The 14,907-nt window shown below is 72.3% G+C and carries 14 protein-coding genes; 9 read left to right on the top strand and 5 right to left on the bottom strand.

Annotation, left to right across the window (positions count from 1 at the left end):
* The first annotated feature begins 83 nt into the window (after window positions 1-83).
* The 3 genes from ACZ6IM_RS29925 to ACZ6IM_RS29935 are packed head-to-tail and all read left to right on the top strand — an operon-like array spanning window position 84 to window position 2,567.
* Window positions 84-680: a DUF5998 family protein gene (locus ACZ6IM_RS29925; protein WP_042825364.1), complete on the top strand. Its 597-nt coding sequence runs from the start codon at window positions 84-86 to the stop codon at window positions 678-680.
* Window positions 680-1,873 carry an alkaline phosphatase family protein gene (locus ACZ6IM_RS29930; protein WP_052840072.1) on the top strand — a complete coding sequence of 398 codons (1,194 nt, stop codon included), beginning with the start codon at window positions 680-682 and terminating at the stop codon, window positions 1,871-1,873. The genes ACZ6IM_RS29925 and ACZ6IM_RS29930 overlap by 1 nt, the downstream gene beginning before the upstream one ends.
* 43 nt (window positions 1,874-1,916) lie before the next feature.
* A complete protein-coding gene (locus tag ACZ6IM_RS29935) occupies window positions 1,917-2,567 on the top strand; it encodes a thymidine kinase (RefSeq protein ID WP_052840071.1) in 651 nt (216 codons plus the stop codon).
* 48 nt (window positions 2,568-2,615) lie between these two features.
* Here the strand turns inward: ACZ6IM_RS29935 and ACZ6IM_RS29940 are convergent, their stop codons facing one another.
* Window positions 2,616-3,419, bottom strand: coding sequence for a VOC family protein (locus ACZ6IM_RS29940; RefSeq protein WP_052840070.1), 804 nt, complete (start codon window positions 3,417-3,419; stop codon window positions 2,616-2,618).
* A gap of 253 nt (window positions 3,420-3,672) precedes the next feature.
* On the opposite strand from ACZ6IM_RS29940, the gene ACZ6IM_RS29945 reads away from it, so the two are divergent.
* On the top strand, window positions 3,673-4,524 hold the full coding sequence (locus ACZ6IM_RS29945) for a sulfurtransferase (RefSeq protein ID WP_052840069.1): 852 nt from the start codon (window positions 3,673-3,675) through the stop codon (window positions 4,522-4,524).
* A gap of 378 nt (window positions 4,525-4,902) precedes the next feature.
* Here the strand turns inward: ACZ6IM_RS29945 and sepH are convergent, their stop codons facing one another.
* Window positions 4,903-5,961, bottom strand: coding sequence for a septation protein SepH (sepH, locus tag ACZ6IM_RS29950; RefSeq protein WP_469560662.1), 1,059 nt, complete (start codon window positions 5,959-5,961; stop codon window positions 4,903-4,905).
* A 472-nt stretch (window positions 5,962-6,433) separates the two neighbouring features.
* Between sepH and ACZ6IM_RS29955 the strand changes: the two genes are divergently transcribed.
* Window positions 6,434-7,354 (top strand): hypothetical protein, encoded by a 921-nt coding sequence (locus ACZ6IM_RS29955; RefSeq protein WP_052840067.1) that lies wholly within the window; start codon window positions 6,434-6,436, stop codon window positions 7,352-7,354.
* Here the strand turns inward: ACZ6IM_RS29955 and ACZ6IM_RS29960 are convergent.
* Window positions 7,278-8,615, bottom strand: a complete 1,338-nt coding sequence (locus tag ACZ6IM_RS29960) for a D-arabinono-1,4-lactone oxidase (protein ID WP_052840066.1) — start codon at window positions 8,613-8,615, stop codon at window positions 7,278-7,280. The two genes, ACZ6IM_RS29955 and ACZ6IM_RS29960, sit on opposite strands and share 77 nt — an antisense overlap.
* Window positions 8,557-9,813, bottom strand: coding sequence for an MFS transporter (locus ACZ6IM_RS29965; RefSeq protein ID WP_469560666.1), 1,257 nt, complete (start codon window positions 9,811-9,813; stop codon window positions 8,557-8,559). Before ACZ6IM_RS29965 ends, ACZ6IM_RS29960 begins: the two co-directional genes overlap by 59 nt.
* Window positions 9,814-9,976: 163 nt before the next feature.
* Between ACZ6IM_RS29965 and ACZ6IM_RS29970 the strand changes: the two genes are divergently transcribed.
* Window positions 9,977-11,104, top strand: coding sequence for a ferrochelatase (locus ACZ6IM_RS29970; RefSeq protein WP_052840064.1), 1,128 nt, complete (start codon window positions 9,977-9,979; stop codon window positions 11,102-11,104).
* A gap of 8 nt (window positions 11,105-11,112) precedes the next feature.
* The gene (locus tag ACZ6IM_RS29975) at window positions 11,113-11,931 is read left to right on the top strand and encodes an inositol monophosphatase family protein (RefSeq protein ID WP_469560669.1); all 819 of its coding nucleotides are present in this window, start codon (window positions 11,113-11,115) and stop codon (window positions 11,929-11,931) included.
* A gap of 169 nt (window positions 11,932-12,100) precedes the next feature.
* Here ACZ6IM_RS29975 and ACZ6IM_RS29980 read toward each other — a convergent pair whose 3' ends face one another.
* On the bottom strand, window positions 12,101-12,274 hold the full coding sequence (locus ACZ6IM_RS29980; RefSeq protein WP_007387792.1) for a hypothetical protein: 174 nt from the start codon (window positions 12,272-12,274) through the stop codon (window positions 12,101-12,103).
* Between the two features lie 437 nt (window positions 12,275-12,711).
* Between ACZ6IM_RS29980 and ACZ6IM_RS29985 the strand changes: the two genes are divergently transcribed.
* A complete protein-coding gene (locus tag ACZ6IM_RS29985) occupies window positions 12,712-13,365 on the top strand; it encodes a response regulator transcription factor (RefSeq protein WP_003993508.1) in 654 nt (217 codons plus the stop codon).
* 6 nt (window positions 13,366-13,371) lie between these two features.
* Window positions 13,372-14,616, top strand: a complete 1,245-nt coding sequence (locus tag ACZ6IM_RS29990) for a sensor histidine kinase (RefSeq protein WP_052840062.1) — start codon at window positions 13,372-13,374, stop codon at window positions 14,614-14,616.
* Window positions 14,617-14,907: the final 291 nt, after the last annotated feature.

The raw sequence follows: 14,907 nt of genomic DNA on the forward strand, positions 1-14,907 counted from the left end.
GCCGTGCCCGCCCCGGCCCGTGCCGGGACAGCTCGGGGCGGGTACCGCGGGAGCGTCTCCCGCAGTCAGTGGGTCCCCGTAGGATGGACGGCATGGCCAAGACCAGTACGACGACCCAGGGGCTGCGAGCGGCGATCGAGCGCAGCGGCTACTACCCGGCCCTCGTGGCCGAGGCGGTGGAAGCCGCCGTGGGCGGCGAGCCCGTGCGGTCGTACCTGGTCCATCAGGAGACGACGTTCGACCAGAACGAGGTGCGCCGGCACGTGACCGTGCTGGTCCTCACCGGCAACCGGTTCATCGTCAGCCACACCGACGAGCAGGCCGCCGACGACACCTCCCCGACGCCGTACGCCACGACGTCCACGGAGTCCGTCAAGCTCGGCCGGATCTCGTCCATCGTCGTCAGCCGCGTCGTCGCCAACCCGGAGCAGTACAAGCCGGGCACACTGCCCCGCGAGATCGTGCTGACCATCGGCTGGGGCGCCGTCTCCCGGCTCGACCTGGAGCCCGCCGCCTGCGGTGACCCCAACTGCGAGGCCGACCACGGCTACACGGGCAGCTCGACGGCCGACGACCTCAGTCTGCGCGTCAGCGAGGCCGGGGACGGCCCCGAGACGGTGCGCCAGGCGCTCGCCTTCGCCCAGGCCCTCTCCGAGGCGACCGCGGACTCCGCCCGCTGATGGTGCAGCACACCGCCTGGGACACCCACCCGGAACCGCTCCCCGTCGACTCCGCCCCCGTACCCGAGTACGGCACGGGCTCCCTCGCCGATCTGCTGCCCACGCTGGCCGCCGGCCTCGGCGTCCCCGGCATGACCGCGGGGATCACCGAACTGACCCCCGCCGACCGCAACTGCGTCTTCCTGATCGACGGCCTCGGCTGGGAGCAACTGCGCGCGCATCCGGACGACGCCCCCTTCCTCAGCTCGCTGCTGGGCAGCTCGCGCGGCGGCACCGGACGCCCGATCACCGCCGGCTACCCGGCGACCACGGCGACCTCGCTCGCCTCCGTCGGCACCGGTCTGCCGCCGGGCGCCCACGGCCTGCCCGGTTACACGGTGCGCGATCCCGCGACCGGCGCCCTGATGAACCAGCTGCGCTGGCAGCCGTGGACCGCGCCGGGCCCCTGGCAGCCGTATCCGACCGTCTTCAGCCTCGCCCACGACGCCGGTGTGCACGCTGCCCAGGTCTCCTCGCCCACCTTCGCGAACACCCCGCTGACGAAGGTCGCGCTCAGCGGCGGCCAGTTCCACGGACGCCTGTCCGGCGAGGACCGGATGGACTGCGCCGCCGAGCAGCTGGCCGGCGCCGACCGCGCCCTCGTCTACACGTACTACGCCGAGGTCGACGGCGCGGGCCACCGCTTCGGCGTCGACTCCGACACCTGGCGCGGCCGGCTCGCGCACGTCGACCGGCTCGTCCAGCGCCTCGCCGAGCAGCTGCCGCCGCGCAGCGCGCTGTACGTCACCGCCGACCACGGCATGGTCGACGTGCCCTTCGACGAGGAGCACCGCATCGACTTCGACGAGGACTGGGAGCTGAAGGCGGGCGTCGCCCTCCTCGGCGGCGAGGGCCGCGCCCGCCACGTCTACGCCGTCCCCGGCGCCCACAACGACGTGCTGACCTGCTGGCGCGAGGTGCTCGGCGAGCAGTTCTGGGTCGCCTCGCGGGACGAGGCGATCGCGGCGGGCTGGTTCGGGCCCCGCGTCGACGACCGGGTCCACGGCCGCATCGGCGACGTGGTCGCCGCGGCGCGCGACGACGTGCTGCTCATCGCCTCCGAGCGCGAGCCCAAGGAGTCGGCGATGGTCGGCAACCACGGTTCGATGACCCCGGCCGAGCAGCTCGTCCCGCTGCTCGAAGTACGCTCCTGACCCTCCGCAAGCCCCTCCTCCGCCGAAAGGTGCCCAACCCCTCATGCCCGAGCTGGTGTTCTTCTCCGGAACGATGGACTGCGGGAAGTCGACACTGGCTCTCCAGATCGAGCACAACCGCTCGGCGCGCGGACTGGCAGGCATGATCTTCACCCGCGACGACCGCGCGGGCGAGGGCAAGCTCTCCTCCCGCCTCGGTCTCGTCACCGACGCTGTCGAGGTCGCGGACGGCCAGGACCTGTACGCCCACGTCGTCGACCACCTCTCGCAGGGCGGCCGGGTGGACTACGTGATCGCGGACGAGGCGCAGTTCCTCGCGCCGGACCAGATCGACCAACTCGCGCGCGTGGTCGACGACCTCGAGGTCGACGTGTACGCCTTCGGCATCACCACCGACTTCCGCTCCAAGCTCTTCCCCGGCTCCCAGCGGCTGGTGGAACTCGCCGACCGCGTCGAGGTGCTCCAGGTCGAGGCTCTGTGCTGGTGCGGCGCCCGCGCCACGCACAACGCCCGCACCGTCGGCGGCGTCATGGTCGTCGAGGGCGCCCAGGTGGTCGTCGGTGACGTCGCCCACTCTCCGGACGAGATCGGCTACGAGGTGCTGTGCCGCCGCCACCACCGCAGACGGATGACGAGCGCGACGTCGGGGGCGGCGGCGCTGTCGCCGGACGTCCTGCCGGTCACCGCCGACTGACCTGGGCGGTACGACCCTCGGGTGGAGTGTCGCCCCGGCCCGTCCTGCTCACCGTTCGCCGCGCAGCAGCGTGAACCGCGCCCCCTCCGGATCCGCCACCGTCGCCGCCCGGCCGTGGGGCGTGTCGTGGGCCGGGGTGAGGACGTGCCCGCCCAGATCGACGAGGCGTGCCACGGACTCGTCCGTGTCGGCCACTTCGAAGTACGTCACCCAGTGCGGCCCCCGCTCGCGCGGCAGGGCGTCGCCGACGCCGTGGATGCCGGCGACGGGGCGGCCGCCGAGGCACAGGGTGACGTAGTCGCGGCCGGTGGAGGGCTCCGGGACCAGTTCGAAGCCGAAGACGGTCTCGTAGAACTTGGCGACGCCCGCCGTCTCGTACGTCAGCAGCTCGTTCCACGCCGGTGTGCCGGGGACTCCGGCGATGGCCGTGCCCAGGTGCGCGGCAGCCTGCCAGACGCCGAAGACGGCACCGGTGGGGTCGGAGCCGAGGGCCATGCGGCCTGCCTCGCCCGCGTCCAGGGGGCCGACGCCGACCGTGCCACCGCACAGGCGCACCGTTTCGGCCGTCACGTTGACGTCGTCGGAGGCGAAGTAGGGCGTCCATGCGGTGGGCAGTTGCCGGTCCGGGGGCAGCTGCCCGATGCCGGCCACCTCCCGCCCGTCGAGCAGGGCCCGCGCGTAGGGGCCCAGTTGCTGGGGGCCGGGCCGGAACTCCCAGCCGAACAGGGCGCCGTAGAAGTCGTGGATGGCGGCCGGTCCGTGCACCATCAGACTCACCCAGCAGGGTGTGCCGGGCGCGCGCCGGGCGTTCGTCTCGCCGATCCGGCTGTCCGATCCCCGTGCGTCGGTCATCGTCACCCTCTTCTCGGCCCTCCGTGGGCCGTGCGTCCGCTTCCGCTCCGACGGGCCCCGGCACCGATACCGGCGCCGGGTTCCGGCGCGTGCTTCGGTGCGAGCTTCGGGCGTGGTGTCGCTCGTGGGGCAGTCCGCAGGCCCGGGCAGTACAGCATGTGCCCGAACCGGTACGCCTCGTGATCGGTACTGTCCGGCGGGCAGAGTAGCCCGACATCGACGCCTCGGCCACTCGGTACGCCAGGATGGGGCCATGAACGCCATCATCTCCGCATCCGGACTCGCCGACGAACTGGCCGGCGCCAGCCCGCCCGTTCTGCTCGACGTCCGCTGGCAACTGAGCACGGCGAAGGCGGCCGGGGCCCCGCCGTTCGACGGCCGCGCCGAGTACGCGGCCGGGCACCTTCCCGGCGCCGTCTATGTCGACCTGGACCGGGAGCTGGCCTCCGCGCCCGGTGTGAACGGTCGGCACCCGCTGCCCGACGTCGGGGAGTTCGGTGCGGCGATGCGCCGGGCGGGCGTGTCGCGGGAGCGGCCGGTCGTCGTCTACGACGGCGGGCAGGGGTGGGCGGCGGCCCGCGCCTGGTGGCTGCTGCGCTGGACGGGTCACCCGAACGTGCGGGTCCTCGACGGCGGATTGCCGGCCTGGGAGGCGCCGCTGTCGACGGACGTCCCGACGCCCGCGGAGGGCGACTTCACGCCGTCGCCGGACGCGCCGGGGCTGCTGGACGCGGACGGGGCCGCCGCGCTGGCCCGGTCCGGTGTGCTGTTCGACGCCCGCGCGGGGGAGCGTTACCGGGGCGAGGTCGAGCCGATCGATCCGGTCGGCGGCCACATCCCGGGCGCCGTGTCCGCGCCGACGGCCGACAACGTGGCCCCGGACGGGCGCTTCCTGCCCGCCGAGGAACTCCGGGCACGCTTCAAGGCGCTGGGCGCCACGGAGGACGGCGCGGTCGGTGTGTACTGCGGCTCGGGCGTGTCGGCTGCCCACGAGGTGCTCGCGCTGGCCGTGGCGGGGATTCCGGCGGCGTTGTACGTGGGTTCGTGGTCCGAGTGGTCCTCGGACCCGGCCCGGCCGGTCGCGGTGGGGCCCGACCCGCAGTAGCGCGCCGCGTGGGGCCCGTCCCGCAGTAGCGCGCCGCGTGGGGCCCGTCCCGCAACAGGGCGCCGCGTGGGGCCCGTCCCGCAACAGGGCGCCGCGCCGGGCGCGGGTGGCGGCTTCGCACGGGTTGGCCCGCGCCGCCGTGCTGAAAGGCCGCCCTGTGTGCGAAGGGCGGCCCCGCAAGAGGGCCGCGCCCGCGAGCAGGGCCGGTGCGGTGGCGAGGACCGGCCCGCACCCTCGCCGGGGCATCGCCGCACGCGGGCCGTTCCCGGGGCGGGCCGTGCCGCGGGCCGGACCCACCGTGGGCCGACGTGACGAGGGCGGGGCCGCACCCACCCGGGTGCGGCCCCGCCCTCGTCACGTCACTTCGGCGAGGCTCGGCTACTCCTGCTTCTTGCGCCGCGTGCCGAACACGATCTCATCCCAGCTCGGCACCGCCGCGCGGCGGCCCGGCCGGACGCCGTCCGCCTCGGCCTGACGGTCGGTGGAACCGGTCAGGCGGTCGCGGTGGCTGGCCACCGAGCGCGGCATGAGCACGTCGGCGTAGGCCGAACCGGCCGACGCCGCGGGGGCGGGAGGCTCCTCCACCTCGGGCTCCTCGACGGGCTCCTCCACCGGTTCCGGAGCGCGCTCGGGAACCACCAGGTCACCGCGGAAGCTCGGTACGGCCTCCAGCAGGCTGGTGAGCGAGTCGCGTTCGCGTTCGGACGAGGCGGTGGCCGCGGTGTCGTCGGCCGGCTCGGACGGCGGCGGGGGCAGGCTCGGCCGCTCCCGCTGTTCCCGGTCGAGGGTGCGGTCCAGCGGCCGGTCGCGCGGCAGCCGGGCGATGCGCGGCACGAACGGGAAGCTCGGCTCGGGCGCGGCGAGGTCGTCGGACTCGCCGATCAGCGCGCGTGCCTCCGCGTCCACGGCCTGGACGAGCCGCCGGGGCGGGTCGTACGTCCAGCTCGCCGAGTGCGGTTCACCCGCGACCAGGTAGACCAGCAGCACTTCCCAGGTGCCGTCGTCGCGGCGCCAGGAGTCCCACTGGACGGTGTCCTTGTCGGCGCCGCGCAGCAGCAGCCGCTCCTGGACGGCCTCGCCGAGGGGCGGACCGGAGTTCTCGCCGGGACGGCGGACGGGGGTCTTGCGAGCCCGCTCCGCCATGAAGGCGCGCTCGGCCAGCACGGGGCCCTCGAAGCGCCGTACGCGATCGACGGGGATGCCGGCCATCTGGGCGACCTCTTCCGCGGTCGCGCCGGCACGTATGCGCGCCTGGATGTCGCGGGGGCGGAGATGGCTCTCCACCTCGATCTCGATCTGGCCGAGGCGGGGACGGTCGCCGCGCACGGCGGCCCGGAGCCGCTCGTCGATCGGAAGCGTGTACTCCGTGCTGTCCGCAGCCTTCAGCACCAGCCGTGTGCCGTCATTCGAGACGGCCACGACACGCAGTTCGGGCATGGGGACCTCCCGGGTGGTGCCTGCCGACGTCACGTGCGTCGCTGCTTCCGCTCTGTCGAGTGTGGCCTGCCCGGGTGCAGCCTGCCACAACCTTGCCGAGTTGCCCGGCGTGTCGGGCACGGGCCCTGGATCGCCGTTATGGCACGGTTACCTATTCGCAACGCTAAGTGACCAACTCGGTCACCCTGTGCAACTAGCCCCCTCCCGGCGGTCCTTCAAGGTGCCGGACCCCCGCTCGGGAGACCAGCTCCAGGGCTCGCAACAGTACTCCATTCGGGCCACGTGCGTGGATTGGCACGCCGCCCAACTTCTGGCAAGAGGTGACGCTCGGCCGTCCCCGGTGCGATTTCCGCGATCTTGGACGTGGCGTACTTCACGCAATCACCAGAAACGGAACTAATGGTTTCGGCCGCACGTCCCTTTCTCGTGCAGTTGATCGATCCCGTACGGGAAAGGCAGGCAAGGTCCGACAATGCGTGAAAGGTCCGAGGGCACGGGTGAGGCGGACGTGGGTTCGAAGGGGGAGTCCAGGCGAATCGACCTGAGCGTGCCCCAGGTCGCGGGCAGCGCCCTGGCCGCGGTGGTGGCCGCCAAACTCGCCTCCTCCTTCGGTGTCTACGGCACGATCGCCGGTGCCGGTCTGATCAGCGTCGTCGCCACCTGCGGGGGCTCGGTGCTCCAGCACTTCTTCAAGCGCACCGGGGAGCAGATCCGGGTGAAGCGCACCGTCGCCGGCGTGCCGACCGCGTCGGTGCCGGCCACGCTCACCGGGGCCTCCGCCTCCGCCTCCGGTTCGGTTCCCGCGGCGGCGTCGGGTGCGGCTTCGGCTTCGGGCGAGTTCACCGCAGGCACCGTCTACCGCGCGCGGACCAGGGGCTGGCGCCGCCCGTTGGTCGCGGCGGCCCTCGTCTTCGGCGTCACCATGGCCGGGATCACCGTCTACGAGGTCGCCTCCGGCCAGAACCTGAGCGGCGGCCACAGCACCACCGTCGGCAGCGCCTTCACGGGGCACAACAAGTCCGCGGCCGATTCCGGGGAGCCGGGCGACTCCGACGACTCCGACGACTCCGGGAGCACGCGGGACGGCCGGGACCCGGGCGGCTCCGGTGACCCAGGTGACGCCAAGAACTCCGGTTCCGGGAACGACACCCCGTCCGCCACCCCTTCCGGAACCCCGGACGGAACCGGCGACGGCACCTCGCCCGACGGCGGCTCCACCGAGGACGGCGGTACGGCGTCCAGCCAGGCCCCCGCCCCGGACGCCACCGGTGATGACGGGGCCGGTGACACCGGGACCCCCGACCCGGACACCTCGGCTACGGCCCCAGAACCCGGCGCAAGTAGTCGTTCTGGAACAGACGCTCCGGGTCAAGACGGTCCCGCAGCGCCGTGAACTCGCCGAAGCGCGGATACACCCGGGAGAAGTACTCGGCGTCCCGGGTGTGCACCTTGCCCCAGTGCGGCCGGCCCTCGTGCGCCGTGAAGATGCGCTCGGCGGCGGTGAAGTACGCCTGGTAGGGCGTTCCCCGGAACATGTGCACGGCGATGTACGCGCTGTCGCGGCCCGACGCGGTGGACAGCGTGATGTCGTCGGCCGGGGCCGTGCGCACCTCGACCGGGAAGCTGATCCGCAGCCGTGACCGGTCGATCATCGCCCTCAACTCGCGCAGCGCCTCGACGACGGCCCCGCGTGGAACGGCGTACTCCATCTCCACGAACCGCACCCGGCGCGGGGATGTGAAGACCTTGTAGGGAGTGTCCGTGTACGTCCGCGCGGAGAGCGCCCTGCTGGAGACCCGGGCGATCGCCGGGATGGTGCCGGGCGCCGCTCGGCCGACCCAGTTGACCGCCTGGAAGAGGCCGTTGGAGAGGAACTCGTCGTCCAGCCAGCCCTGGAACCGGCCCACCGGCCGCTCGGGACCGGCGCTGCGGTTGTTGCGCTTGGTGTTGGTGCTGCCGGTGTGCGGGAACCAGTAGAACTCGAAGTGCTCGTTCTCCGACCACAGTTCGTCGAAGTCGGCCAGGACACGGTCGAACGGCATCGGCTCCTCGCGGGCCGTGAGCAGGAAGATCGGCTCCACGGCGAAGGTGATCGCGGTGACGACGCCCAGTGCCCCCAGGCCGATCCGGGCCGCGGCGAACACCTCGGGGTTCTCGTCCGCGGAGCAGGTCAGCACCGAGCCGTCCGCCGTGACCAGTTCCAGGCCCCGTATCTGGGCGGCGATCGAGGCCGAGTCGCGGCCCGTGCCGTGGGTGCCGGTGCTGGTGGCCCCGGCGACGGTCTGCTCCATGATGTCGCCCATGTTGGTCAGCGACAGGCCTTCACGTGCGAGCGCCATGTTGAGCCTCTTGAGCGGGGTGCCGGCCTCGACCGTGACCGTCATGGCGTCCCGGTCGATGCCGCGGATGCCCGTCAACAGTTGAGGGCGGATCAACACACCGTCCGTCGCGGCTATCGACGTGAACGAGTGCCCGGTGCCGACCGCCTTGACCCGCTGCCCGTCCTCGGCCGCCCGGCGGACGGCGCCGGCCAGTTCGTCGACGGAGGCGGGAGTGACCTCCCGCGCGGGACGCGACGAGACGTTGCCGCCCCAGTTACGCCATGTGCCGTTCCGGCCGCTCGTCCTGCCGCTCGCCGTGCGTGTGCTGCTCAACGGTCCCTCCCCGACGCGGTTCCGGCCGCTTGAGCCGGCGGTACCCGAGGAAACCGACCGCGACCGCGACGGCTCCGGCCACCGCCGGAACCCCGTATCCGGCACGCGCCCCGGAAGCGTCGATCACCCAGCCGCCCGCGGAGGAGCCGAGGGCGACTCCGACCGCGAGTCCGGTGCTCACCCAGGTCATGCCCTCGGTGAGCTGCGTGCGTGGTACGTGCTCTTCGATGAGGGACATCGTCGTGATCATCGTGGGAGCGATGGACAGACCCGCAACGAACAGCGCCGCGGCCAGAAACGGCAAGTTTCCGACCAGTAGGAGGGGGATCATACTCACGGCCATCGCACACACGCCCAGGAGCCAGCGGCGTTCCGGCGGTCCGGCGAAGCGCAGCAGCCCGAAGACCATGGCCGCCGTGCACGATCCCGCCGCGTAGAGGGCGAGGACGAGGCTGGCGGCGGCCTTGTGCCCCTCCTCCTCGGCGAACGCCACGGTGACGACGTCGATGGCCCCGAAGATCGTCCCCGTGGCCGCGAACGTGCCGACCAGGACCTGGAGCCCGCGCGAGCGCAGTGCCGTGCCGCCGTCCTTGCGCTCACGCGGGTGCGGTTCCGGCTCGGTGTCGCGCTGCGAGGTCAGCCAGAAGACGCCGGCCGCCAGGAAGCAGGCGGCGAGCAGCGGCCCGGCCTCCGGGAACCAGGCCGTGGACAGGCCGATGGAGATGATGGGGCCGAAGATGAAGCAGACCTCGTCGACCACGGACTCGAAGGAGTACGCGGTGTGCAGGTGCGGCGTGCCCCGGTACAGGGCCGCCCAGCGGGCCCGGACCATCGCCCCGAGGCTCGGCACACAGCCGATGCCGACGCAGGCCACGAACAGCACCCAGTCCGGCCACCCGTAGTGCGCGGCGGGCAGCAGCACCGCCGCCGCCGTCAGCGACACCAACGTCGCAGGGCGCAGCACCCGGCGCTGCCCGTACCGGTCCACCAGGCGGGAGACCTGCGGTCCGGCCACGGCGGCGGCGAGCGCGATGGTGGCCGACAGGGCCCCGGCCAGTCCGTACCGCCCGGTGAGCTGCGAGATCATCGTCACCACGCCGATGCCCATCATCGACAGCGGCATCCGGCCGAGAAAACCCGCGGCGGAGAAGCCCTTGGTGCCGGGGAGGGCGAACAGGGCGCGGTAGGGGCTGGCCAACGAGGTCTCCGGAAGCGGCTCGGTTACGGCGTCGTAAGGTGCGAATGCAGTCGATACAGATTACTCGCCCCCATGTTCGGAAACACCCCCTCGGACCTGGTGAAACGCACGGTCGGTACCCCACCGTTTCCTCGCTGTCAGTGCCGGATGGCAGGATCGAGGCATGCCAGACGTGCTCGATGCCAGCCCCTACGACGCCCTGCTCCTGCTCTCGTTCGGCGGCCCGGAGGGCCCGGACGACGTGGTCCCGTTCCTGGAGAACGTGACGCGGGGGCGCGGCATCCCCAAGGAACGCCTCAAGGAAGTCGGACAGCACTACTTCCTCTTCGGCGGCGTCAGCCCCATCAACGACCAGAACCGGGCGCTGCTGGACGCCCTGCGCAAGGACTTCGCCGAGCACGGCCTGGACCTGCCGGTCTACTGGGGCAACCGCAACTGGGCGCCGTACCTGACGGACACCCTGCGCGAGATGGCCGGCGACGGCCGCCGCCGCGTCCTGGTCCTCGCCACCAGCGCCTACGCCTCCTACTCGGGCTGCCGCCAGTACCGCGAGAACCTGGCGGACGCCCTCGCCGCCCTGGAGTCCGAGGGGCTGGAGCCGCCGCAGGTCGACAAGCTCCGGCACTACTTCAACCACCCGGGCTTCGTCGAGCCCATGGTCGACGGGGTCGTCCGGTCCCTCGCCGAGCTGCCCGAGGAGGTCCGGGACGGCGCGCACATCGCGTTCTGCACCCACTCGATCCCCGTCTCCGCCGCCGACACGTCCGGCCCGGCCGAGGAGCACGGTGACGGCGGGGCGTACGTGCGCCAGCACCTGGATGTGGCGCAGCTGATCGCCGACGCCGTGCGCGAGCGCACCGGCGTCGACCACCCCTGGCAGCTCGTCTACCAGTCGCGCTCCGGCGCCCCGCACATCCCGTGGCTCGAGCCCGACATCTGTGACCACCTGGAGGAGCGGCAGGCGGCCGGTGCCCCCGCGGTGGTGATGGCCCCCATCGGGTTCGTCTCCGACCACATGGAGGTCCTGTACGACCTCGACACGGAGGCCACCGCCAAGGCCGAGGAGCTGGGGCTGCCGGTGCGCCGCTCGGCCACCGTGGGCGCCGACCCGCGCTTCGCCGCGGCCGTCCGCGACCTGGTCCTGGAGCGGGCGGGCGTCGAGCGCGGGCAGGAGGTCACGCCCTGCGCGCTCGGCGCGCTCGGCGCGAGCCACAACCTGTGCCCGGTCGGCTGCTGCCCCGCCCGTGCCCCCCGGCCCGCCGCCGCGGGCGCCGACAGTCCCTACGCGTGAGGAGCCCCGTGACCGACGTGACGCCCGATCCGCTCCATGCCGGCCTGCTGAAGATCGCCCAGGAGGCCGCCCACCGCGCGGGCGAGCTGCTGCGGGACGGACGCCCGGCCGACCTCGCGGTCGCCGCCACCAAGTCCAGCCCGATCGACGTGGTCACCGAGATGGACATCGCGGCGGAGAAGCTGATCACCGGGCTGATCGCCGACCGCCGCCCCGACGACGGCTTCCTCGGCGAGGAGGGCGCCGCCACCGAGGGCACCAGTGGCATCCGCTGGGTCATCGACCCGCTGGACGGCACGGTGAACTACCTCTACGGCCTGCCCACCTGGGCGGTCTCCATCGCCGCCGAGCAGGACGGCGAGCGGGTGGCCGGCGTGGTCGTGGCCCCGATGCGGGGCGAGTCCTACCATGCGCTGCTGGGCGGCGGCGCCTGGGCGACGGGCGCCTGGGAGGGCGAACGCAGGCTCGCCTGCCGGTCCGCGGCCCCGCTGGACCAGGCGCTGGTCTCCACCGGCTTCAACTACGTCGCCGACGTCCGCGCGGAGCAGGCCGAGATCGCGCGGCGGCTGATCCCGCTGGTACGGGACATCCGGCGCGGCGGCTCGGCCGCGATCGACCTGTGCGACGTGGCCGCGGGGCGCCTCGACGGCTACTACGAGCGCGGGCTGCACCCCTGGGACCTCGCGGCGGGCGACCTGATCGCGCGTGAGGCGGGCGCCGTGACCGGTGGACGCCCCGGTGAGCGCCCCACCGGCGCCCTGACCATCGCCGCGACCCCGGCCGTCTTCGAACCCCTCCAGCGGCTCCTGACGGACTTCGGGGCGTAGGCCTCCGGCGGAGAACGGAGGGGGCGCCCGCGACACGGGGGAGTGCCGTCGGTGCCGCTCCCCAGGGGCGGTGAGTCGGCCACTCACGCCGCTGCGGGCGGCTCGGCGGCAGGCGCACGACGAAGCCCCGGTGCTGGATCCCACCGGGGCCTCGTTCTTCGCGGGCCGATCAGGCGTTGGTCGCGCTGACCTCCACACCGTGCTCGGCAGCGAGACGGCGCAGATCGTCGAGCTCGCCCAGCTCCACCTCGACAAGGAACTCGTCGCCCTCGTCGCGGGCCCGGGACAGGTCGGACTCGGTCGTCTTTATGCGCTGCAGAAGTCCTGCGGTGAAAGCGTCCATGCTGCGCCCCCTCGTCCTGGGTCGTGGGTCGTTGGCACGGGGGTGTGCCGGTCGGAAGGGACGATCACGTCTCCGGTGGAGTGCCCAGCGCAGCCCCACCGGGCGGCGACGGTGCCGGACACCCACGCCCGCTCTGCGGAAGCGGACCGCGGCGTACCGCGCGGTAACGCGGTACAGGCAGAGCGTGATCGCGGGGTGTAAAGCCGTCCTCCCCCAGCTCCCCTCCGCGGAAACCTCAACCTCGCCAGAAAATCTCGCATTCCCGCTTCCGCGACCTTTCGTCGGCGTTTCCGCGGCCTTCTCCGTCACCGGCCCCTCACCCGGCTTACAGCCGACTTATGGCCGAAAAGGGCAGGATGGAGGCAACACACCCACCAGCCCCCTGCCCTCGTGCGTCCGAGAAGCGCTACGCGGGTGGACACAGGAAGGACAGCGACGTGCGCGTACTCGTCGTCGAGGACGAGCAGCTGCTCGCCGATGCGGTGGCCACCGGACTGCGCCGGGAGGCCATGGCCGTCGACGTCGTGTACGACGGTGCGGCCGCTCTGGAACGCATCGGCGTCAACGACTACGACGTGGTCGTCCTCGACCGCGACCTCCCCCTCGTGCACGGCGACGACGTCTGCCGCAAGATCGTCGAGCTGGGCATGCCCACGCGCGTGCTCATGCTCACGGCCTCCGGCGACGTCAGTGACCGGGTCGAGGGCCTGGAGATCGGCGCCGACGACTATCTGCCCAAGCCCTTCGCGTTCAGCGAGCTGATCGCCCGCGTGCGCGCCCTGGGCCGGCGGACCAGCGTGCCCCTGCCGCCCGTCCTGGAGCGCGCCGGGATCAAGCTCGACCCCAACCGCCGCGAGGTCTTCCGTGACGGCAAGGAGGTGCAGCTCGCCCCCAAGGAGTTCGCCGTCCTCGAGGTCCTCATGCGCAGCGAGGGTGCCGTGGTCTCCGCCGAGCAGCTGCTGGAGAAGGCCTGGGACGAGAACACCGACCCGTTCACCAACGTCGTGCGCGTGACCGTCATGACCCTGCGCCGCAAGCTGGGCGAGCCGCCCGTCATCGTCACCGTCCCCGGCTCCGGGTACCGGATCTGACCGGCCGTGGCGACGACACCCGCGCCTCCCGGGGCGCCACCCAAGCCCACGTGGGACCCCCGCTCGGCCACGCCGCTGCCGTGGCTGCGCCCCACCATCCGGATAAGGCTCACGCTGCTGTACGGCGGCATGTTCCTGATCGCCGGCATCCTGCTGCTGTCGATCATCTACCTGCTCGCCGCCCAGGCGGTGCGCACCGGCAACGAACCGCTGTACAAGATCGTCGACTTCACCGACCTCAAGGTCTCCAGCAGCGACTGTCCCGTCGTCGACAACGGCAACCTGTCGCTGTCCGACTTCAACGCGGCGATCAGCGAATGCATGGACCACCAGCGCAAGGTCGCCCTGGACAACCTGCTGAGCCGTTCGCTGCTGGCGCTGCTCGGCCTCGCCGTGATCGCCTTCGCCTTCGGCTACGCCATGGCCGGACGCGTCCTGTCGCCGCTGGGCCGGATCACCCGCACCGCGCGCGCGGTGGCCGGCTCCGACCTCTCCCGCCGTATCGAGCTGGACGGCCCGGACGACGAACTGAAGGAGCTGGCGGACACCTTCGACGACATGCTGGAGCGGCTGCAACGGGCCTTCACCGCACAGCAGCGCTTCGTCGGCAACGCCTCCCACGAGCTGCGCACGCCGCTGGCGATCAACCGCACCCTCCTGGAAGTGCATCTGTCCGATCCCAACGCGCCGGTGGAGCTCCAGCAGCTCGGCAAGACGCTGCTGGCGACCAACGAACGCAGCGAGCAGCTGGTCGAGGGCCTGCTGCTGCTGGCCCGCAGTGACAACCAGATCGTCGAGCGCAAACCGGTGGACCTCGCCGAGGTGGCCGGCCAGGCCATCGACCAGGTGCACGCCGAGGCCGAGGCCAAGGGCGTGGAGATCCGCGGTACCCGTGAGGCCGCGGTGGTCCAGGGCAACGGCGTCCTGCTGGAGCGGATCGCCCTGAACCTGGTCCAGAACGCCGTGCGCTACAACGTGGCCGAACAGGGCTGGGTGGAGGTCACCACGGCCGTGGAGAACGGCCAGGCGGTCCTGGTGGTCACCAACACGGGTCCGGTCGTACCGGCGTACGAGGTGGACAACCTCTTCGAGCCGTTCCGGCGGCTGCGCACCGAGCGGACGGGCAGCGACAAGGGTGTCGGGCTCGGGCTGTCCATCGCGCGGTCCGTGGCCCGGGCGCACGGCGGGCACATCTACGCCCAGCCGCGCGAGGGCGGAGGGCTCGTGATGCGGGTGACGCTGCCCGTCTGAGATCATGACCCCGACATCGCACCGAGACCCGAGGATGTTCGCTTTGAGCGGAATTTCCAGGCCACTGGCCCCGGAGTCGCGTGTGTGATCGATCACAGCGGCGGCTTTCCCGCCCTCTACTCTCCGTGATCATGCACCCTGTCGGAAAGCCGGGAAAATCCCGGTTTTCAGGGGCCCTGATCACGGGAAGTACACGGTGAGACGCCTTTGAAGTGCGGCATTCGGACCGTGTACGGTCCCCATCGCCATCCAAGCCGATCACTCATGAGGAGTCCGGTTGGGTGTCGATTG

The organism is Streptomyces sp. NPDC042336 (genome assembly GCF_055581985.1).